Here is a 20,451-nt window from a genome sequence, read left to right on the forward strand (position 1 = left end):
GCCCTCTGGGGGTCGGGGTCCGCGACGAGCGTAGCGACCCGTGGCCCGCCGCGTCCCGCGGCGACACTCGAAAGCCCGGCAAGATCACATTTCGTACGCCTCGGGGGGAGGGCAGGAGCAGACCAGGTTGCGGTCGCCGTAGGCCTGGTCGATGCGGCGGACGGGGGGCCAGTACTTGGCCTCGCGCAGGGACGGGACGGGGTAGGCGGCCTCCTCGCGGGTGTAGGGGTGCTTCCAGTCGTCGGAGACCAGGCAGCCGGCCGTGTGCGGCGCGTTCTTCAGCGGGTTGTCCTCCCGGTCGTAGCCGCCGTCGGCGACCCGCCGGATCTCCCGGCGGATCTCGATCATGGCGTCGCAGAACCGGTCGAGCTCGGCGAGGTCCTCGGACTCGGTGGGCTCGATCATCAGGGTGCCGGCGACGGGGAACGACAGGGTCGGGGCGTGGAAGCCGTAGTCGATGAGGCGCTTGGCGACGTCCTCGGCGGTGATCCCGGTCTCCTTGGTGATCCGGCGCAGGTCGGCGATGCACTCGTGCGCGACGAGGCCGTTGCGGCCCGTGTAGAGGATCGGGTAGTGCGGGGCGAGCCGGGCGGCGAGGTAGTTGGCGCCGACGATGGCGCCCTCGGTGGCGGCGCGCAGGCCGTCCGGCCCCATCATCGCGATGTAGGCCCAGGAGATCGGCAGGATGCCGGCCGAGCCCCACGGGGCCGCGGAGATCGGGCCGGCGCCCGTCCGCGGCCCGGCCTCCGGGCGGAGCGGGTGGCTGGGCAGGAACGGGGCGAGGTGCTCGCGGACGCCGATCGGGCCGACGCCGGGGCCGCCGCCGCCGTGCGGGATGCAGAACGTCTTGTGCAGGTTGAGGTGCGAGACGTCCGAGCCGAACTCGCCCGGTCGGGCCAGGCCGACCAGCGCGTTGAGGTTGGCGCCGTCGACGTAGACCTGGCCGCCCGCGTCGTGCACGGCGGCGCACACCTCGGTGATCGTCTCCTCGAAGACGCCGTGCGTGGACGGGTACGTCACCATGATCGCGGCGAGCCGTTCGCCGTGCTCGCCGATCTTGGCGTGCAGGTCGTCCAGGGCGATGTTGCCGCCCTCGTCGCAGGCGACGACGACCACGCGCATCCCGGCCATGACGGCGCTGGCCGCGTTGGTGCCGTGGGCCGACGACGGGATCAGGCAGACGTTCCGGTGCTCCTCGCCGCGTGAGGCGTGGTAGCCGCGGATGGCGAGCAGGCCGGCCAGCTCGCCCTGCGACCCGGCGTTCGGCTGGACCGACACCTTCGCGTACCCGGTGATCTCGGCGAGGTTGCGCTCCAGCTCGCCGATCAGCTCGACGTAGCCGGCGGCCTGGTCGAGGGGCGCGAACGGGTGGATGTCCGCGAACTCCGGCCAGGTGATCGGCTCCATCTCCGCCGTGGCGTTCAGCTTCATCGTGCAGGAGCCGAGCGGGATCATCGACCGGTCGAGCGCGATGTCCTTGTCCTGGAGCCTGCGCAGGTAGCGCAGCATCGCGGTCTCCGAGCGGTGCGCGTGGAAGACCGGGTGGGTGAGGTAGGGGCTCTCGCGGCGCAGGCCGGCCGGGACGGCCTCGGCGGGCTCGCCGGCCTCGGGGACGCCGAACGCGCCGAGGACGGCGGCGACGTGCTCCGGCAGCGTCGTCTCGTCGCAGGCGATCCCCACCAGGTCCGGGCCGTCCGCGCGCAGGTTGACGCCCCGCTCGCGGGCCGCGGCGACCACGTCCGCCGCCCGGCCGGGGACGCGGGCGAGCACGGTGTCGAAGAACTCGGCGTGCACGACCTCGACGCCGCCGGCGCGCAGCCCCGCGGCGATCTCCGCGGCGCGGCGGTGCGTCCGCTGCGCGATCGCGGCCAGCCCCTCGGGGCCGTGGTAGACCGCGTACATGCTCGCCATCACGGCGAGGAGGACCTGCGCCGTGCAGATGTTGCTGGTGGCCTTCTCCCGGCGGATGTGCTGCTCGCGGGTCTGCAGCGCCAGCCGGTATGCGGCGGAGCCGTCGGCGTCGACGGACACGCCGACGAGCCGTCCGGGGAGCTGCCGCTGGAGGCCCTCGGCGACCGCCATGTAGCCGGCGTGCGGGCCGCCGAACCCGTACGGGACGCCGAACCGCTGCGCGGAGCCGACCGCGATGTCCGCGCCGGACTCGCCCGGCGGGCGCAGCAGCGTCAGCGCGAGCAGGTCGGCGGCCACGACCGCCTTGGCGCCGCGCTCGCGCGCCTGGGAGATCAGGGGCTCCAGGTCGCGGACGGCGCCGGACGCGCCCGGGTACTGCAGCAGGACCCCGAAGAAGTCGCCGTCCGGAAGCCCTCCGGACAGGTCCGCGGTGACCACCTCGATGCCGAGCGGGACCGCGCGCGTGCGGACGACCTCGATCGTCTGCGGCAGCGCGTCGGCGTCGACGAGGAACGTCCCGGGCTCCTTGCGCCGGGACGCGCGGTGGGCCAGGGCCATGGCCTCGGCGGCGGCGGTGCCCTCGTCCAGCATGGAGGCGTTCGCGACCGGCAGCCCGGTGAGGTCGGCGACGACCGTCTGGAAGTTGAGCAGGGCCTCCAGGCGGCCCTGCGAGATCTCCGGCTGGTACGGGGTGTAGGCGGTGTACCAGCCCGGGTTCTCCAGCACGTTCCGCATGATCACGCCGGGTGTGATCGTGCCGTGGTAGCCGAGCCCGATCATGGACGTGAGCACGGTGTTGCGCGAGGCCAGCTCGCGGAGCCGGTCCAGCGCGGCGGTCTCGCTCAGCGCGGGCGGCAGGTCCAGCGGCCGGGAGGTGCGGATCGCGGCCGGGACCGCGTCGTCGACCAGCGCCTCGACGCCGGAGTAGCCGATGGCGGCCAGCATCCGGGCCTGGTCGTCCGGGGAGGGGCCGACATGCCGGTCGGCGAAGACGGTCCGGGGATGCTGCGGCGAGGCCACGGGGGCGAAGAACTGGGCGGTCATGGAGAGCCTCCTGGCTGCTGCGGTCGCTCAGGCCACCGCCGGCACCCGGGCCGGCGGCCGTCTCCCCCTCTGTCATCGGCACCTGAGAGCTTCGCCCGCGCGGCGGGGTTTCCCCTTCGGTGAGCCGCCCTCCCGCGATGGGTCGGGCGCCTGCTTTCCAGAGGTGCCTCGCCCGCGCGGTCCTTTTGCCTGAGAGGTTCCGGGGAGGTTGCCCCTTCGGCGCCCCACGCTGGCGGCGTGGGGTCTCTCCCGCACAGGGTCGTCGGCATTTCCTCCAGAAACCCTACCCAAAGACCGGATGTCGCGATCGTCCCGCCCCCAGGTGGCGGAGGGGGCGGTCCCGCTCCGCCACCCCGGTACCGGCGAGTACGCTGTGCACACTCACCTGGGACGGGACGGGCTCGGGCCCGGGGGCGGAGATGGGCTGTGGGGTGGACGCGCGCGGCCGGACCGGCGGCCCGTCGCTCGACGGCGCGCCGCCGGTCCTGGGACGCTGATCAGGATGACGGACGGTCAGGGCGGCGGTACGGCGTGACACAGACCCGCGACGGCGCGGTGCGGCCGAGGCAGGGCGCGGCGGCCGGCGTGCCCGTCGACGAGCCCGCGCAGCCGGACCGGATCCGCCGGCCCTCCGACGCGATCAGGTTCGCGGCGTCGGTGGTGGGACTGGCCGTCGTGATGCTCCTGGTCTCGATCGCCCAGCAGACCACGCACGGCCTGCAGACCGACATCGCCGAGGGCACCGCGCACGCGCCCCGGCTGCTGCTGACGCTCGCGACGCTGGTGTCGAGCTTCGGGGTCCTGGCCGTGCCGGTCGCGTTCGCCGTCGAGCGGCTGTTCCACAAGGACGGGACGCGGGTCGCGATCGCGCTGCTCGCCGCGGTGATCGCGTTCGGGATCACGGTGGGCCTGGACGACCTCGTGGTGCGGGCGGCGCCCGGCGGCGTGCTGGACTCGCTGATCTGGGGCGGCACCGAGACCGCCCCGGTGCACACCGACATCGCGCCGGTGATCGCGTTCGTCAGCGCGGTCGGGATGGCGGGCCGCGCCCGCTGGCAGGCCGCGACCTGGGCGATGATCGGCCTGGCGGCGCTGACGGGGCTCACCGCGTCCTACGCGTCGGTCGCGGCGCTCGCGGCCACCTACGCGCTCGGCCGGGCCATCGGGCACGGCACCCTCTACGCGGTCGGCACGCCGAACCCCCGCCCGGCGGGCCGGACGGTCGTCGCGTCGCTCGAACGGCTCGGGCTGCGCCCGAAGCGCGGCGCGCGGCTGGACGAGCCCGCCGACGGAGCCGAGGAGCCCCGCCGCTACGGCGTCGTCCTCGCCCGCGACCCGGCCGGCGAGCACGGGGGCGGGCTCGGTGGCGGGCTCGGCGGCCGGGTGCCGCTGGGACGCGGGGTGCACGGCGACTGGGATCTGGAGGTCCGCGTCCTGGACCGCGACCAGCAGACCGCCGGCCTGCTCTACCGGATCTGGCGGATGCTGCGCCTGCGCGGCGCCACCACCGGGCGGACGCTGCGGTCGCTGCGCCGCTCCCTGGAACTGGAGTCGCTGATGGCCTACGCCGTGGACGCCGCGGGCGCCCGGACCCCCCGCCTCGCCGGGACGTGCGAGGTCGGCACGGAGGCGGCGCTGCTGGCCTACGAGCACGTGCCGGGGCGGCGGCTCGGCGACGTCCCCGACGAGGAGATCACCGACGAGCTGCTGACCGACGTGTGGCGGCAGTTCCGCTCCCTGCAGGCGGGGCGGCTCGCCCACCGCCGGCTGCAGGAGGAGGCGGTCCTCGTCGGCGAGGACGGCCTCGCCTACATCACCGACCTGCGGTCCGGGGAGACGGCGGCGGGCGACCTCGCGCTGCGGCTGGACCTCGCACAGCTCCTCACCACGCTGGCGCTGCGGACCGACCCGGAGCGGGCGGTCCGCACGGCCGCCGCCGTGCTGGGCGAGGAGGCCCTGGGCTCCGCGGTGCCGCTGCTGCAGCGGGTGGCGCTGTCGCGGGCGACGCGCACGGCGCTGCGGCACGACCGGGAGCTGCTCACCCGGATCCGGGAGCAGATCGTCCGGCTCAAGCCGGAGACCGAGGCGCCGCCGGCCCGGCTGGAACGGTTCAGGCCCCGGACGATCTTCAGCATCGTGGCGCTGTCGGTCGCGGCGTACATCGTCATCCCGCAGGTGGCGAGCCTCGACCTCGGCCATCTGGCGTCGACGGCGAGCTGGCACTGGGTGGCGGCGGCGCTCGGCGGGGCGGCCCTGACCTATGTCGCGGCCGCGATGATGCTCGCGGGCTTCGTCCCGGAGCGGCTGCCGATGGGGCGGACGGTGCTGGTGCAGCTGGCGGCGTCGTTCGTGAAGCTGGTGGCCCCGGCGGCGGTGGGCGGCGTCGCGGTCAACACCCGGTACCTGCAGCGCTCGGGCGTCCGCCCGGCCCTCGCGGTCGCGAGCGTGGGCGCGTCGCAGCTGGTCGGGCTGGTGACGCACATCCTGCTGCTGGTGCTGTTCGGGTTCCTGACGGGGTCGACGGCGAAGGCCACGCAGGATCTGGCGCCGTCCCGGACGATCGTCATCGCGGTGCTGGTGCTCGGGCTGCTCGCGGGGCTGGCGATGACGGTCCCGCGGGTGCGCCGGGTCGTCACGACCCGGCTGCGGAGCATGTTCTCGGGGGTCGTGCCGCGGCTGGTGGACGTCCTGCAGTCGCCCAGGAAGCTGGCCACCGGGATGGGCGGGACGCTGCTGCTGACGCTGGCGTTCTCGCTGTGCCTGGACGCGTCGGTCCGCGCGTTCGGGGGGTCGCTGCCGTGGACGACGGTGGTGCTGGTGTTCCTGACCGCGAACGCGGTCGGGTCGGCGGCGCCGACGCCGGGCGGTCTCGGCGCCGTCGAGGGCGCGCTCACCCTGGCGCTGACGATCTCGGGGCTGTCGGCGGAGACGGCGACGTCGGCCGTCCTGCTCTACCGCCTGCTGACGCTGTGGCTGCCGGTGCTGCCGGGCTGGGGGGCGTTCGCCTACCTGCAGCGCAAGGAGGCGCTCTAGGGGGCCGGTGAGGCGCTCAGAGGGGGATCAGCCGGTCCGGCGGGCGCGCCGGCGGTCGGCCAGTTCGTCGTGGGGGTGTCCGTTAGGGTCCGCGTCGTCGGCGGTGGCGCGTTCACCGGGTAGTTCGGCCAGGCTGCCCTCCACCTCCTGCCACACCCGTCCGAGGGCGATGCCGAACACGCCCTGCCCGCCCTGGAGGAGATCGACGACCTCGTCGGCGGAGGTGCACTCGTAGACGCTGACGCCGTCGCTCATCAGGGTTATCTGCGCGAGGTCCTGGACGCCGCGGTCGCGCAGGTGGGTGACCGCGGTGCGGATCTGCTGCAGCGACACGCCCGTGTCCAGGAGCCGCTTCACGACCTTCAGCACGAGGATGTCGCGGAAGCTGTAGAGCCGCTGGCTGCCGGACCCGTGCGCCGACCGCACCCCCGGCTCCACCAGCTTGGTGCGGGCCCAGTAGTCCAGCTGCCGGTAGGTGATACCCGCCGCGGCGCACGCCGTCGGGCCGCGGTAGCCGACATCCTCCGGTGGCACCGACACCTGCGTGTCGAAGAGCAGTCCCTGCTCTCCGGCACGCCGGGACGCGATATGCCTCTCGGGGGTCGCCTTGCCCTCGCCGCTGCTCACCGCCACGCGGACCTCCGGCTCCTATCATCCCGTGGCGCTTCGTCAAGGGGGTTTGACGAATTACACCACGGGTGTTCCACCAGCACGGTAGGTGCCGGTCAGGGTGTGGTCAACGTTCACCGTCGGCGCGTCGCATGCCCGGATGAACCGGCTTCACGTGGGCAAACTGCGCACCTTCGCCGCCAACGCACTCCATACCCCGATGGTCCCCTAAAGAAAACCGCCAGGTCCAGGGCCATGCACGACCAATCACCCCAGAGCATGACCCCCGCCTCCACCGTGACATTCCCCACAGCCCGCGGCAGCGCCCCGAGCAGGCGAAACCCGGGGCGGCGCCTCCGGTCGGCCTCGGCGCCTCAGCCGGCCCTGCCGAAGTCCTCCGGGGAGATCGTGTCGAGGAACTCGCGGAACTTCTCGACCTCGTCCTCCTGCTCGTCGGGGATGGCCACGCCGGCCTCCTCGAGCACGTCCTCGCTGGCGAAGATGGTGGCGCCGGTGCGCAGCGCGAGCGCGATGGAGTCGGAGGGGCGGGCGCTGACCTCGACGCCGTTGGAGAAGATCAGGTCGGCGAAGAAGATCCCCTCGCGCAGGTCGGTGATGTTGACGGTGCGGAGCTGGACGCTCAGCGCGTCGAGCACGTCGCGGAACAGGTCGTGGGTGAGGGGCCGGGCGGGCAGCACCCCCTGCTGGGCGAAGGCGATCGCGGTCGCTTCGACCGCCCCGATCCAGATGGGCAGGTAGCGATCGCCCTCCGTCTCCTTCAACAGGACGATCGGCTGATTGGAGGGCATCTCGACCCGGACGCCGACGACCTCCATCTGCTTCACTGCGGCTCCCTGCTGGTTCTCGCTGTCTCGATCACCACGTGCAGCGGATCGAATCCTGACCGAACCATGTAGCCAACGTACACCCAGGCCCGGACACCTCGTGGGGCGGCGAGGGCGGGAAAATCCTCCGCGGCCCGCATGATCAGGGGTCGAGGCTTTCACGCAGACCGGCGCCGACCAGCGCCGCGTGCAGCCGGACCGACAGCGCGGCGATCTCCCGCGCGGTCTCGGCGGCCTCCTCGTGGGCGCCGCGGCCGCGGCGGCGCAGCTGCGGCGCGACCATCTGCTCGATGAGGCCGACCTGGCGGTCGGCGGCGGCCTTGACGGCGCGCAGGTGCCGGACCTCGAAGCCGAACTCGCCGAGCGCGGCGACGGCGCGGGCGATGCTCAGCGCGTCGCCGTCGTAGTGCGTCCCGGCGCGGCGGACGAGGCCGTACTCCTCCAGGCGGGCGAGGAGGGCCTCGTCGATCCCGGCGCCGTCCAGCAGCTGGCGGCGGGTGAGGCGCACGGCGGGGTCGTCGGCGGTGGTGTCGGCGGCGACCAGCGTGCGGGGACGGCGCCGCTCCGGCGCGCGGGCGGCGGGGTCGCGCGTCGCGGGCGCCGGAGCGCCCTCCCCCCGGTCGCGGGCCTCCAGGCGCTGCCTGATGACGCGAAGCGGCAGGTAGTGGTCGCGCTGCGCGGTGAGGACGAACCGGAGGCGCTCGACGTCGGCGTCGCAGAACTTGCGGTAGCCGGAGGGGCTGCGCTCCGGTTCGACGAGCCCCTCGGACTCCAGGAACCGGATCTTGGAGATCGTGATGTCGGGGAACTCCGGCCTGAGCAGCCCGAGGACGTCCCCGATCGTCATCGGGGACCGGGCCGGCTCCGCGTTCAAGGGCCCTCCCATCGTCGCCGCGTACCGTCAGCCGTGCGCCGGGTTGGTCAGGAACACCAGCCGGAACTTGCCGATCTGGACCTCGTCGCCGCCCGACAGCCCGGCCTGGTCGATCCGCTGCCGGTTGACGTAGGTGCCGTTGAGGCTGCCGACGTCCCGGACGGAGAAGGTGCCTCCCTGGCGGGCGAACTCGGCGTGCCGGCGGGAGACGGTGACGTCGTCCAGGAAGATGTCGCTCTCGGGGTGCCGCCCGGCGGACGTGCGGTCCTTGTCGAGCAGGAAGCGGCTGCCGGCGTTGGGGCCGCGCTTGACCACGAGCAGCGCCGTGCCCGGCGGGAGCGCCTCCATCGCCATCTGGTCGGGGCCGACCTGCTCCTCGGCGCCGGTGTCGGTGTCCAGGGCCTCGAACCCGCCGATGGAGATCGTGGACGTGGACTCGCCCGGCGACTCGCGGGGAGGCGGCGGCCCCGCGCTCCTCAGCGGAGTGCCGCAGTTCGAGCAGAAGCGGGCATCATCCGGGTTGGCGTGACCGCACTGCGTGCAGTAGACGCTCGGCATCGATCGGCTCGGCCTCCTACCATCGGCGTGCCGCCCGCGGCGTCCCGCCGCAACGAGAAGCCGCCTGCGCCACGCGCATCCTTCACCCAACCCACGCGCCGGGGAACCGCCCCCCGGCCACGGTCCTGCTCACCGCTCGCTGTCGCGACGGTCGCCGCAACTTACGCGGGTATCACCCGAGGGGTCAACTGGAACGGTGAACCGGCTGCACCAAACTACATTCGCCGATGATCGCAGGTCCATGCCGCCGCGCGGACGGCCGCGATCGCGACGCCCCAGCCGGGCGTCCGGTTCACGTCTCCCCCGTTCCCTCTAAGGAGACCGTATCGCGCCCACGGTCACTTTCGCGCGCCGGGCGATCAGGACGGTGGCGCCGGCCCCCTCCAGCGTCCGGACGACGCCGCCCGGGATGTTGAGCGCCGTGGTCAAGGTGTGCGGGTCCCCGATGGCGAGGAAGCGGTACGGGGCGGCGAGGAGCGTGCCGTCCGCCCGGACGCCGTCCCGGCCGTCGGTGAAGTGGGTGTCGACGCCGGCGCGGACGTCGTTGACCTGGATGACCTCGGCGCCGGCGTCGCGGAGCTCCACCAGTGCGTCCAGCAGGCCGAGCGCCCTGACCCGGCCGTCCGGGTCGCCGATCACGAGCTCGATGCCGGGCCCCTCGGCCGGGAGGGTGCCCGCGAGGAGGCCGTAGGTGGCCGCCCGCTCGCGCGCGTCCTCCAGCGCGGTCCCGCCCCGCGCGTCCCGCTCCAGCTCGGCCTTCGTCTCCTCCAGGTCGCGCAGGTCGCCGCGCAGCCGCTCGGACCGCTGGCCCAGGTCGGCCAGGATCCCGACGAGCTCGTCCTGGCGCGCGGTGGCGAAGGTGGTGTCGCGCTCGGTCGAGCGCACCTGGGCGACGACGGCGAAGCCGAGCAGCAGGCAGAGCAGCCCGGCCATGACCTGGCCGGAGCCGCCCCGGGGGCGCAGCAGCGCGGCGAGGGCGCGCAGGCCGCCCGGCTCCGGCGGCGCCTCCGCGGCCGCCTCCTCGCGCTGCTCCCGCTCGGGCTCTTCCTCGCGCGCCCGCTCGCCGCCGGTCATGCGCCGAAGAGCTTCCGCCGGATGGCCGCGGCGTTGGAGAAGATCCGGATGCCGAGGACGACCACGACGCCGGTGGACAGCTGCGAGCCGACGCCGAGCTCGTCGCCGAGGAAGACGATCAGCGCGGCGATGACGGCGTTGCCGACGAAGGAGACCGCGAAGACCTTCTCGTCGAAGACGCCCTCCAGCCGGGCCCGGACGCCGCCGGACATCGCGTCGAGGGCCGCCACGATGGCGATCGGCAGGTAGGGCTGGAGCCAGAGCGGGACGTCCGGCTGCAGGAGCAGGCCCAGCGCCACGCCGGCCACCAGCCCGATCAGCGCGATCATCCTCGGGTCACCTCTCCCCCGCTCACCGGCCGGCCCCGTCGCCCGGGACGGCGTACCGCAGCAGGGACGTCCCCGCGGCGGGCAGCTGCGCCCGGGGCGTCCGGCGCACGTCGTACCTGATGCCGTACCGCTCCTTCAGCGCGTCGAGCCGCCGGTCGGCGGCCGAGCCGGCGAAGGCGTCCCGCAGGCGGCCGGGGTCGCCCAGCGCGGTCACCTCGTAGGGCCCGCCGAGCGGCCGGTAGTCGACCAGGATCGCCTCGCCCGCGGTGCGGATCGCCGTGGTCGGGGTGAGCCGCAGGCCGTTGACGCCGATGGCCGCGGCGCCGGCCGCCCACAGCCCGTTCACCAGCACCTGGAGGTCCTGATCATAGACCCGGCCGCCGGCGGGGGCGCGGCCCGGCCCGGCGTGCCCGGCCGCGGCGCCGCGCGGGGGGTCGTCCAGGGTGACGACGACGCCCTCCCCCGCGGCGGGCGCGGCGGCGGCCGCGGCGGCGGCGCGCGCCAGCTCCAGCCGGAGGCGGCGGCCGGCGTCGGTGCGGGCCAGCGCGGCGGCGCGGCGGCGCTCGGTCTCGGCCCGCAGCCGGCCGAGGCGGTCCTGCAGGGCGTCGGTCTCGGCGGTGCGGGCGCGGATCTCGCCGATGAGCCGGGAGCGCCGCTCGGCCGCGACGGGCTCGCCGCGGCGCGCCTCGGCGCCGGCGACGGCGACGAGCGTCCCGGTGAGCACCAGGACGAGCAGGACGCCCCCGCCCCGCAGGCGCCCCCGCCGGAGCGGCGCGCCGGCGGCGGCCCGGCGCGCGGCCGCGGCGGCGTAGCCGGGGTCGAGCCGCCCGGCGACCAGGTCCGCGAGCAGCGACATGGTGGCGTCCGGCCGCCGGTCTGGGGCGTTCCGTCGTGCGATCACCGCCCCATCATGGCAAGCGCGGGCACCGCCGTGACGGGGCGGTCAGGTCGTGGCGGGACGGTACAGGCCGATGTGCAGGGCGAGCGCCGCGAGCACCGAGCCCATGAGGTACCGCTGGACGCGCCGCCAGCCGGGCCGGCTCGCGAGGAAGGAGGCGACCGACCCGGCGCCGAGCACGATGAGGGCGTTGACGGTGACGGCGACGGCGATCTGCACGAAGCCGAGCAGCAGGATCTGGACGGCGACGCCTCCGCGGCCGGGGTCGGCGAACTGGGGCAGCAGCGACACGTACAGGACCGCGATCTTCGGGTTCAGCAAATTCGTGACGAGGCCCATGGCGAACAGGCGGCGCGGCGGGTCGGCGGGCAGGTCCCGGGGGGCGAACGCGCCGGTGCCGCCGGGCCGCAGCGCCTGCCAGGCGAGCCACAGCAGGTAGCCGGCGCCGGCCAGCTTGATCGCGGTGTAGAGGGCCGGGACGAGCGCGAACACGGTGGTGAGGCCGGCGGTGGCGGCGGCGACGTAGACCAGGAAGCCCGCGGCGACGCCCGCGAGGGAGACCAGGCCGGCGCGGCGCCCCTGCGTCACCGTCCGGGACACCAGGTAGATCATGTTCGGCCCCGGGGTGAGCACGAGGCCGAGGGCGAAGAGGGCGATGGCCGCGGCGGCCGTGTACGAGATCATCGGGACTCCAGTCAGAGAGATGCTCTCAGGCTAGAAGCCGGAGTATGCTCAGTGCAATAAAGATATTGCTCTCGGTGCAATGTGGGGTTCACATGGAGGATTTCCGGCGGGTCGCCGACGCGGTGGCGGCCGACATCGCGGCCGGGCGGCTGCGGCCCGGCGACCGGCTGCCGCCGCAGCGGGCCTTCGCGCGGAGCCGCGGCATCGCGGCCTCCACGGCGGGCCGCGTCTACCGGGAGCTGGCCAGGCGGGGGCTGGTGGTGGGCGAGGTGGGCCGCGGGACGTTCGTGCGCGCCGCGGAGCGCCCTCCCGGTCCCGCGCTCGCCGAACCCGCCGGGGCCCGCGTCGACCTGGAGCTGAACTACCCGGTGGCCCCGGGGCAGAGCGCGCTGCTCGCCGCGGGGCTGGAGCGCCTGCGGCGGCCGGACGTCCTCGACGCGGTGCTCGGGCCCGCCGGCGTCGCGGGGACCGCGGTCGCGCGGGAGGCCGCGGCCGAGCTGCTGGCAACGCCGGGATGGCGGCCGGAGGCGGCCGGGGTGCTGTTCGCGGGCAACGGCCGGCAGGCCATCGCGGGCGCCGTGGCCGCGCTCGTGCCGCCGGGCGGGCGGCTCGCCGTCGAGGCGCTCACCTATCCGGTGATCAAGGGCGTCGCGGCCAGGCTCGGCGTCACCCTGGTCCCCGTCGCGATGGACGAGGAAGGCCTGCGCCCGGACGCCCTCGCCGAGGCCCATCGCAGCGCGCCGCTCGGCGCGGTCTACGTCCAGCCGACACTGCACAACCCGTACGGGACGACGATGCCGCCGCGGCGCCGCGCCGACCTGGCCGGCACCCTCGAACGGCTCGGCCTCCACGCGATCGAGGACCGCATCTGGGCGTTCCTGCCCGAGGACGCGCCCGAACCGCTCGCCGCGTTCGCCCCTGGGCACACCCTGCTGGTGGACAGCCTCTCCAAGCGCCTCGCGCCGGGTCTCAGCCTCGGGTTCGCGGTCCCGCCCGCGGAGCCGGCGGGACGCCTCGCCGCGGCGCTGCGCTCGGGCGGCTGGGGCCCGGCGGGCTTCGCGCTGGACGCGGCGGCCGGCTGGATGTCCGACGGGACGGTCGAGGCGGTGACGGCGGCCAAGCGCGCCGACGCCACCGCCCGGCGGCGGATCGCGGCCGACCGCCTGGGCGGCGCCGACGTCCGGTGGGGCCCGTGCTCGTACTTCGGGTGGTGGGAGCTCCCGCCCCGGTGGCGGGCGGAGACGTTCGTCGCGGCGGCGGCGCGGCACGGGATCGCCGTCACCCCCGCCGCCGCCTTCGTCGTCGGCGGCGCCGCCGCCCCCCGCGCGATCCGCTTCGGCCTCGCCTCACCGCCCCTGGACGTCCTGGATCGTGCGCTCGGCGTCCTCGCCGGCATCGCCGCCGGCAGCCCGGATGACGCGTCCATCGACTGACCGTCCAAGGCCCCCGGAGCCGGTCACGAACCGGCGCGCTCCACCACCACGGCCCACTCCTCCAGCAGAGCCTGGGCGGCGTCCGCGTCCGGCCCCTCAGCCCACAGGTGGGTGACGGCCTCGGCGGGGTCGGGCAGCACGAGGACCCAGCGGCCGTCGTCCTCGACCACGCGGACCCCGTCGGTGGTGTCGATCGCGCGGTCCGCCGCGGCCTCCACGACGTGCCGCATCACGCCGCCCTTGGCCGCCCAGGGCGTCGGGACCGAGCGCCGCAGCAGGTGCGCGTCGGGGATCCGCCGGTCGATCTGGGACAGCGTCAGCCGGGTCCGCGCGACCAGGCCGACGAGCCGGACGAACGCCGCGATCCCGTCGACGGTGCCGCTGAACTCCGGCATCAGGAACCCGCCGCGCCCGTCGCCGGCGAAGATCACGCTGGGCTGCGCGGCGGCCTTGGTGAGCACGTCCTGGGACGTGGACGTCCACTCGACCTGCACGCCGTGGAACCGGCACACCTGCTCGGCGACCCTGGTCGTCGTCACCGGCAGCGCCACCCGGCCGCCGCGGCGCTCCGCCGCCACCAGGTCCAGCATCACCAGCAGCGCCCGGTCATCGCCGACCAGCTCGCCGTTCTCGTCCACCAGGGAGATCCGCTCCCCCACCGGGTCGAACCGGACGCCGAACGCGGCCCGCGACGACGACACCAGCTCGCCGAGCCGCTCCAGGTCGCGCATCCGCTCGGCGAGCGTCTCGGTCGGGTTCGCCTCGTCCAGCCCGGCGTTGCGGGTGAGGACCTCCACGCCGACCTTGCCGAGCAGGTTCGGCAGGACGAGCGAGGCGACGCCGCCCGCGCAGTCCAGGACGATCTTCAGCCCGGCCTCGCGGACCCCGCGGATGTCGACGCGGCGCAGCAGGTCGCGGGTGTAGGTCTCCACGACCCGCGGCGGGTAGGTCAGCTCGGCGATCTCGCCGGGGAACGCGCGGCGGTACTCCTGCCGGCCGAAGACGCGCTCCAGCTTGCGCTGCGCTCCCTGGGACAGGTCGGCGCCGCCGGCGTCGAGGAACAGGATGTCGACGCCCTGCGGGTCGCCGAGGGTGGTGCGGATGTAGATGCCGCCGACGGCGTCCTCGCGGCCGGTCTCGAACCGGGCGACGGTCAGCGGCGTCGCCTCCAGGTCGTGGACGTTGATCGCGCTGGCCGTCAGCGCGCTGTTCACCGCGCGCTTGAGGGTGCGGGCCGCGCGGGAGACGTCCCGCCCCGTGACGACCGTGCTGCCCTTCTTCAGCGTCGTCGCGTAGGCGCTGGCGAGCCGGACCGCCAGCTCGGGGGTGATCTCCACGTTGACGAGCCCGGACACGCCGCGCGGCCCGAAGAGGTTGCGCTGCCCGCGCGACTCCCAGATGACGCTGGTGTTGACCACCGCTCCGGCCTCGATGGTCTTGAACGGGTAGACCTTCACACCGCTGGAGACGTACGCCTCGGCCTCGATGACGCACTCGTCCCCGATGACCGCGCCCTCCTCCACGCGGGCGCCCGCCATGATGTCGGTGTTCTTGCCGACGACGCAGCCGCGCAGGTTGGTGGACGGCGCGACGAACACGTTGTCGTGCACGACGGCCCGGTGCAGGAACGCGCCCTCCTTCACGACGACGTTGCTGCCGAGGACGGTGAACTCGCGCAGCTCGACGCCCGCCTCGACCTTCGCGTAGTCGCCGATGTAGAGGGGGCCCTTCAGCACGGCCTCGGCGTCCACCTCCGCGCCCTCGGCGACCCACACGCCCGGCGACATCTCGAACCCGCCGAGGTCGATGCCGACCTGGCCGGACAGCATGTCGGCCTGGGCCTTGAGGTAGCTCTCGTGGGTGCCGACGTCCTCCCAGTAGCAGTCGGCCACGTACCCGAACAGGCGGGCGCCCTCGGCGAGCAGCTTCGGGAACACGTCCCCGGACCAGTCGACCGGCTCGCCCTCGGCGACGTGCTCCAGGACCTCGGGCTCCATCACGTAGATGCCGGTGTTGACGGTGTCGGAGAACACCTGACCCCAGGTGGGCTTCTCCAGGAACCGCTGCACGCGGCCCGCGTCGTCCACGATGATGATCCCGAACTCCAGGGGGTTCGGGACCCGTTTCAGGCCGATGGTGACGAGCGCGCCGTTCTCCTCGTGGAACCGCACCATGTCGGTCAGGTCGATGTCGGTGAGGGCGTCCCCGGAGATGACGAGGAACCGGTCGTCGCGCAGCGCCTCCTCGGCGTTCTTGACGCTGCCCGCGGTGCCGAGGGGGACCTCCTCGGTCGCGTAGCTCAGCGACATGCCGAGCTCCTCGCCGTCGCCGAAGTAGTTGCGGATCAGCGCGGCCAGGAACTGGACGGTGACGACGGTCTCGCTGAACCCGTGCCTCTTCAGCAGCCGCAGCACGTGCTCCATGATCGGCCGGTTGACGAGCGGAAGGAGCGGCTTCGGCTGGTTGGCGGTCATCGGACGCAGCCGCGTCCCCTCGCCTCCCGCCATCACGACGGCCTTCATCGGGGGGTCTCAGCTCCCTTCTGGTCACCGGCCGGCGGTTCCGCGCCCGGATCGGGCCGCCCCCGCTCGGGCCGGGGACCGGCGTCCTCCGCGGCGTCCGGCTCAAGGGCCGGGGGCGCACCGCGGCCGGCCAGCACCAGCTGCCGCGTCTGCACCCAGTACAGGACGGCCGCCCACCAGTACAGCCCCGTCCCCCAGATGGCGAACGCCCATCCGACGATCTTCGCCGTGGTCGCCGCGCCGCCGTCGTGGTCGCCGAGCAGCAGCAGCGGGAACGCGTACAGCAGGCACAGCGTCGCGGCCTTGCCGATGAAGTGCACGGGCAGCGTGCCGCCGTACCCGAGCCGCCGCACGATCGGCGCGATCGGCAGGATCGCCACCTCGCGGGCCACCAGCACGGCCACCAGCCACACCGGGATGATGTCGCGGATGGTGAGCCCGACGAGCGTCGCCAGGATGTAGAGCCGGTCGGCGGCAGGGTCGAGCACCGTGCCGAGCCTGCTGGTCTGGTCGAGCGCGCGGGCCAGCTTCCCGTCCAGCCAGTCCGACAGGCCCGCGAACACCAGCAGGCCGAGCGCCCACCAGTCCGCCTCCACGAGGACGAGCCACAGGAAGAACGGGACGCCCACGAGCCTGGCCAGGCTCAGGATGTTGGGCACCGTGAAGATCCGGTCCTGCGGGGCCTCCTGCAGTGTGCTCACCGACGCGTCGCCTCCCCTGGTCCCCCTTGATCCTGACCCTACCGGTAAGGGTTGGAAAGCCCTCGGGACGGCCACACGTGGCGCCGGCGGCACCAGCGCCGCGTCACCGGGGCGCGGCGGCGCCGGCGAGCGGGAGGACGGCGGTGACGGCGAACCCGCCCTTCGGACCCGGACCGGCGTCGAGCATTCCCCCGACGCCGCGCGCCCGCTCGATCATGCCGAGGATCCCGAAACCTCCCGGCGTGTCGCCGGACGGGCCCTTCCCGTCGTCGGCGACCCGCACGACGAGGTCCCCGCCGTCCCGGGCCAGGCTCACCTCCACGCGCGTCGCGGCGGCGTGCTTGACAGCGTTCGTCAGGGCCCCCTGGACGATCCGGTACGCCGCGACGCCGATCTCCGGCGGCAGCGGCCCCACGTCCCCCTCCCGGAGGTCGACGTCGAGCCCGCCGGCGCGGGCGTCCCGCGCCAGGCCGGCGATGCCGTCCGCTCCGGGCAGCGCCCCCGGCGCCAGCAGCGCCGGGGCCACGAGCGCGGCCAGGCCGGGCGCCGGCCACCGCCTGATCACCGCGAGCGGTAGGTGCGCGGCCGCCAGCAGCAGCGCCCCGGGCGCGTCGAGATCCCGGACGCCCGGCCACAGCACCGCGACCCCCGCCGCGACCCCCGCCAGGAGCGTCGCGAGCAGAGCGTCCTTCGCCGTCACACCGGACCGGGGCACCGTCACCACGCGCCCACGGTCCCGGAGCCCCCTGCCCCCCGCGCATCACCCCGCGCTCGGGGGAGGAAACGATCTCTCTCTTCGTGCGCCCCGCCCCGTTCCGCGCCCCGTCCTATAGTTCTGCACACCCCGTCACGAAGGGCTGACAGTTGTCCGTCCCCCCGCCAGCCGTCCCCCCGCCGGACCTCCGCATGACGCTCGGCCGGAGAGCGTACCGATGGCCGCTCCGGGTCTTCCTGGTCGCGATCGCCGCCGGGCTCGCCGTCTCGCTGTCCACCCGCTCCAACGCCGAGGCCTGGGACCCGGAGAAGGCCCGCCAGGTCATCGCCGCCTACGGCGGCGGAGCCGCGCTCGTCGCCCTCGCCGCCGTGCTCTGGGCCTTCCGGATCCATCGCGCCCGCCTCATCGTGACCATCGGCGAGAAGGGCGTGACCCTCCGCCGCGGGAGACGGAAGGCCGTCGTCCCCGCCGGCACCCTGCGGGCGGTCGGGATCACATGGCCGGTCACCGACCCCGTCTGGACCCTCTGGCTGGAGTCCGAGGCCGGCCCCGACGTGGCGGCCGTCGCCAGGACCGACGGCTGCACGGTCACGCTGCTGCGGAGCGGGTCGCTCCCGTCCGGATGGCTGGAGGCCGTGCGGGCGGCGGCCACCGGCACCCTCGGCGTCGCCTGGCGCGTCGTCGACGACGAGGGCGAGGAGGTGCCGGCGCCCGGCGCGGACGCGCTGCCTTCGGCCCGCTGCGTCCTCGTGGACGGCAGGGGGCGGTACCGCGACCAGAACGGCGCAGCCCTGCTCGCCGTGGCCTGCGGGAGGCTCGCCAAGCCGCCAGGGGGAAGGTCGGGCATGTTCCCGATGAACCCTGCCGCCGGTCGCCGGACGGTCGTGCTGCGCGACCCCCACGCCCGCACGCTCCTGGTGTTCAGACGGCGCTCCCGGCTGCTGGGCCGCGGCGCCATGCGCGTCCACGACGCGGACGGCCACCTCCTCGGGGTCATGCGCGGGGGGCAGGAGCCGTCCTTCCACGCCACCGACGGCATGCTCCTCGGCAGCACCCGGCCCTCCGGCGACGGCTACGCCGTGACCGGTGTCGACGGGCGCAGGTCGGCCACGCTGCGGACCAGGTCCGCCGCCGACGACAGCCGCATGTACCTGGAACGCTCGCCGTCCGCCCCGGACCCGCTCCGGACCCTCGTGCTGGCGCTCCCCCTGATGGTGCGGATGACCCGCCAGCTCTGACCCGCGGTCCGTGAGGTGGAGGGCCCCGGGCCGCGGCCCCTGTACCTCACGGACGCCGGTTGCGGCAAGCGGGGGCCGCCGGGTTAGCGTCGGGGACGACAGATCGCGGGGGCCCGGCGAACCGGGCTGAGATTGCGGCTGGGACGGCCGCTGACCGCATGAACCTGACCGGGTAATGCCGGCGTAGGGAGAGATCGAGTCGTCATGACCGAACCTGTGGTTCCAGCTGCCCGCAAGACCTACCTTCAGGGCTCGCGCCCTGACATCCGCGTGCCGATGCGGGAGGTGGCGCTCACCAGCGGCGACGCCGTCGTCCTGTACGACACTTCCGGGCCGTACACCGATCCCGGCCAGGACACCGACGTCCGCCGGGGCCTGCCGCCGCTGCGGGAGGCGTGGATCACCGAGCGCGGCGACACCGCCGCCTACGAGGGGCGCGCGGTGCGCCCCGAGGACGACGGGCGCCGGGCGGCCTCCGTCCGGGAGGACTTCCTGCCGCGCCGGCCGCGCCGCGCGACCGGCGGCGCGGTGACCCAGCGCGCCTACGCGCGGCGCGGGGAGATCACGCCGGAGATGGAGTTCGCGGCGCTGCGCGAGGGCGTGCCGCCGGAGTTCGTCCGGGACGAGGTGGCCTCCGGGCGGGCCGTGCTGCCGGCCAACGTCAACCACCCCGAGATCGAGCCGATGGTCATCGGGCGGAACTTCCTGGTGAAGGTGAACGCGAACATCGGCAACTCGGCGGTCGCGTCCTCGATCGAGGACGAGGTCGAGAAGATGACGTGGGCGACCCGCTGGGGCGCGGACACGATCATGGACCTGTCCACCGGGAAGGACATCCACACCACCCGCGAGTGGATCCTGCGGAACTCGCCGGTGCCGGTCGGGACCGTCCCGCTGTACCAGGCGGTGGAGAAGGTCGGCGGCGACCCGGCCGAGCTGACCTACGACGTCTTCCGCGACACGGTGATCGAGCAGGCCGAGCAGGGCGTGGACTACATGACCGTCCACGCCGGGGTGCTGCTCCCGTACGTGCCGCTCACGGCGCGGCGCAAGACGGGGATCGTGTCGCGGGGCGGGTCGATCATGGCGGCCTGGTGCCTGGCGCACCACGAGGAGAACTTCCTCTACACGCACTTCCGCGAGCTGTGCGAGATCTTCGCCGCGTACGACATCACGTGGTCGCTCGGGGACGGCCTGCGCCCCGGCTCGATCGCCGACGCCAACGACGAGGCGCAGTTCGCAGAGCTGCGCACCCAGGGCGAGCTGACGAGGATCGCGGCCGAGTACGGCAACCAGGTGATGAACGAGGGCCCGGGGCACGTCCCCATGCACAAGATCAAGGAGAACGTCGACCTGCAGCAGGAGTGGTGCGACGGGGCGCCGTTCTACACGCTCGGGCCGCTGACCACCGACATCGCGCCCGGCTACGACCACATCACCTCGGCGATCGGCGCCGCGATGATCGGCTGGCACGGCACCGCGATGCTCTGCTACGTCACGCCGAAGGAGCACCTCGGACTCCCGGACCGCGACGACGTCAAGGCCGGCGTGATCGCCTACAAGATCGCCGCGCACGCCGCGGACCTCGCCAAGGGCCATCCGGGCGCGCAGGCCTGGGACGACGCGCTGTCGGACGCCCGGTTCGACTTCCGGTGGGAGGACCAGTTCAACCTGTCCCTCGACCCGGACACCGCCCGCGCGTTCCACGACGCGACGCTCCCGGCGGCGCCCGCGAAGACCGCGCACTTCTGCTCGATGTGCGGCCCGCACTTCTGCTCGATGAAGATCACGCGGGACGTCCGGCGGTACGCGGGCGAGCGGGGCCTGGCCGAGGACGAGGCCCTCGCCGCCGGGATGCGGGAGAAGGCCGAGGAGTTCAAGGCCGGCGGCGGGCGCGTCTACCTGCCGATCGCCCCCGGCGGCTCCTGACCGTCCGGCGCGGGACGGCCGCGGCTAGGATCGAAGGACCGTTCCAAAGCCGCG

At 74.4% G+C, this 20,451-nt stretch carries 16 protein-coding genes and 2 riboswitches; of the genes, 4 read left to right on the forward strand and 12 right to left on the reverse strand.

Annotated features, from left to right (window positions below; translation table 11 throughout):
• Nucleotides 1–84 precede the first annotated feature (84 nt).
• Nucleotides 85–2,955, reverse strand: coding sequence for an aminomethyl-transferring glycine dehydrogenase (gcvP, locus tag ABGB11_RS08775; RefSeq protein ID WP_347630689.1), 2,871 nt, complete (start codon nucleotides 2,953–2,955; stop codon nucleotides 85–87).
• A gap of 167 nt (nucleotides 2,956–3,122) precedes the next feature.
• A riboswitch (glycine riboswitch) is annotated at nucleotides 3,123–3,217 on the reverse strand.
• 269 nt (nucleotides 3,218–3,486) lie between these two features.
• Between gcvP and ABGB11_RS08780 the strand changes: the two genes are divergently transcribed.
• Complete coding sequence (locus ABGB11_RS08780; RefSeq protein ID WP_347630691.1) at nucleotides 3,487–5,988, forward strand: lysylphosphatidylglycerol synthase transmembrane domain-containing protein; 2,502 nt, start codon at nucleotides 3,487–3,489, stop codon at nucleotides 5,986–5,988.
• A gap of 27 nt (nucleotides 5,989–6,015) precedes the next feature.
• Here the strand turns inward: ABGB11_RS08780 and ABGB11_RS08785 are convergent, their stop codons facing one another.
• From ABGB11_RS08785 to ABGB11_RS08820, 8 genes are all read right to left on the reverse strand, one after another.
• The gene (locus ABGB11_RS08785) at nucleotides 6,016–6,621 is read right to left on the reverse strand and encodes a MerR family transcriptional regulator (protein ID WP_347630693.1); all 606 of its coding nucleotides are present in this window, start codon (nucleotides 6,619–6,621) and stop codon (nucleotides 6,016–6,018) included.
• 350 nt (nucleotides 6,622–6,971) lie between these two features.
• Complete coding sequence (locus ABGB11_RS08790; protein ID WP_021599257.1) at nucleotides 6,972–7,442, reverse strand: bifunctional nuclease family protein; 471 nt, start codon at nucleotides 7,440–7,442, stop codon at nucleotides 6,972–6,974.
• Between the two features lie 142 nt (nucleotides 7,443–7,584).
• Nucleotides 7,585–8,316: a MerR family transcriptional regulator gene (locus tag ABGB11_RS08795; protein WP_347630694.1), complete on the reverse strand. Its 732-nt coding sequence runs from the start codon at nucleotides 8,314–8,316 to the stop codon at nucleotides 7,585–7,587.
• Nucleotides 8,317–8,343: 27 nt separating this feature from the next.
• Nucleotides 8,344–8,874: an FHA domain-containing protein gene (locus ABGB11_RS08800; protein ID WP_021599255.1), complete on the reverse strand. Its 531-nt coding sequence runs from the start codon at nucleotides 8,872–8,874 to the stop codon at nucleotides 8,344–8,346.
• 312 nt (nucleotides 8,875–9,186) lie between these two features.
• Nucleotides 9,187–9,948: a DUF881 domain-containing protein gene (locus tag ABGB11_RS08805; RefSeq protein WP_347630697.1), complete on the reverse strand. Its 762-nt coding sequence runs from the start codon at nucleotides 9,946–9,948 to the stop codon at nucleotides 9,187–9,189.
• Entirely contained in the window at nucleotides 9,945–10,277 is a 333-nt protein-coding gene (locus tag ABGB11_RS08810) for a small basic family protein (RefSeq protein ID WP_347630699.1), read from the reverse strand. The genes ABGB11_RS08805 and ABGB11_RS08810 overlap by 4 nt, the downstream gene beginning before the upstream one ends.
• Before the next feature lie 22 nt (nucleotides 10,278–10,299).
• Nucleotides 10,300–11,178, reverse strand: a complete 879-nt coding sequence (locus tag ABGB11_RS08815) for a DUF881 domain-containing protein (RefSeq protein ID WP_347630701.1) — start codon at nucleotides 11,176–11,178, stop codon at nucleotides 10,300–10,302.
• Nucleotides 11,179–11,220: 42 nt separating this feature from the next.
• Nucleotides 11,221–11,859 carry a LysE family translocator gene (locus ABGB11_RS08820; RefSeq protein WP_347630703.1) on the reverse strand — a complete coding sequence of 213 codons (639 nt, stop codon included), beginning with the start codon at nucleotides 11,857–11,859 and terminating at the stop codon, nucleotides 11,221–11,223.
• Between the two features lie 92 nt (nucleotides 11,860–11,951).
• On the opposite strand from ABGB11_RS08820, the gene ABGB11_RS08825 reads away from it, so the two are divergent.
• Nucleotides 11,952–13,292, forward strand: coding sequence for a PLP-dependent aminotransferase family protein (locus ABGB11_RS08825; RefSeq protein ID WP_347630705.1), 1,341 nt, complete (start codon nucleotides 11,952–11,954; stop codon nucleotides 13,290–13,292).
• A 23-nt stretch (nucleotides 13,293–13,315) separates the two neighbouring features.
• On the opposite strand, the gene ABGB11_RS08830 is transcribed toward ABGB11_RS08825, so the two are convergent.
• From ABGB11_RS08830 to ABGB11_RS08840, 3 genes are all read right to left on the reverse strand, one after another.
• Nucleotides 13,316–15,814, reverse strand: a complete 2,499-nt coding sequence (locus tag ABGB11_RS08830; RefSeq protein ID WP_347630707.1) for a mannose-1-phosphate guanyltransferase — start codon at nucleotides 15,812–15,814, stop codon at nucleotides 13,316–13,318.
• Nucleotides 15,811–16,515, reverse strand: coding sequence for a CDP-alcohol phosphatidyltransferase family protein (locus ABGB11_RS08835; RefSeq protein ID WP_347630709.1), 705 nt, complete (start codon nucleotides 16,513–16,515; stop codon nucleotides 15,811–15,813). The genes ABGB11_RS08830 and ABGB11_RS08835 overlap by 4 nt, the downstream gene beginning before the upstream one ends.
• A gap of 103 nt (nucleotides 16,516–16,618) precedes the next feature.
• Entirely contained in the window at nucleotides 16,619–17,239 is a 621-nt protein-coding gene (locus ABGB11_RS08840) for an ATP-binding protein (RefSeq protein ID WP_347630711.1), read from the reverse strand.
• A gap of 182 nt (nucleotides 17,240–17,421) precedes the next feature.
• Here ABGB11_RS08840 and ABGB11_RS08845 point away from each other — a divergent pair, with 182 nt between their 5' ends.
• Nucleotides 17,422–18,468 (forward strand): hypothetical protein, encoded by a 1,047-nt coding sequence (locus ABGB11_RS08845; RefSeq protein WP_347630713.1) that lies wholly within the window; start codon nucleotides 17,422–17,424, stop codon nucleotides 18,466–18,468.
• Between the two features lie 95 nt (nucleotides 18,469–18,563).
• Nucleotides 18,564–18,677: riboswitch (TPP riboswitch) on the forward strand.
• Nucleotides 18,673–20,397 (forward strand): phosphomethylpyrimidine synthase ThiC, encoded by a 1,725-nt coding sequence (gene thiC, locus ABGB11_RS08850; RefSeq protein ID WP_347630715.1) that lies wholly within the window; start codon nucleotides 18,673–18,675, stop codon nucleotides 20,395–20,397. Its footprint overlaps the riboswitch before it by 5 nt.
• The last annotated feature ends 54 nt before the right edge of the window (nucleotides 20,398–20,451 follow it).

The sequence above is a fragment of the Actinomadura sp. B10D3 genome (assembly GCF_039871695.1).
GTDB lineage: Bacteria > Actinomycetota > Actinomycetes > Streptosporangiales > Streptosporangiaceae > Spirillospora > Spirillospora madurae.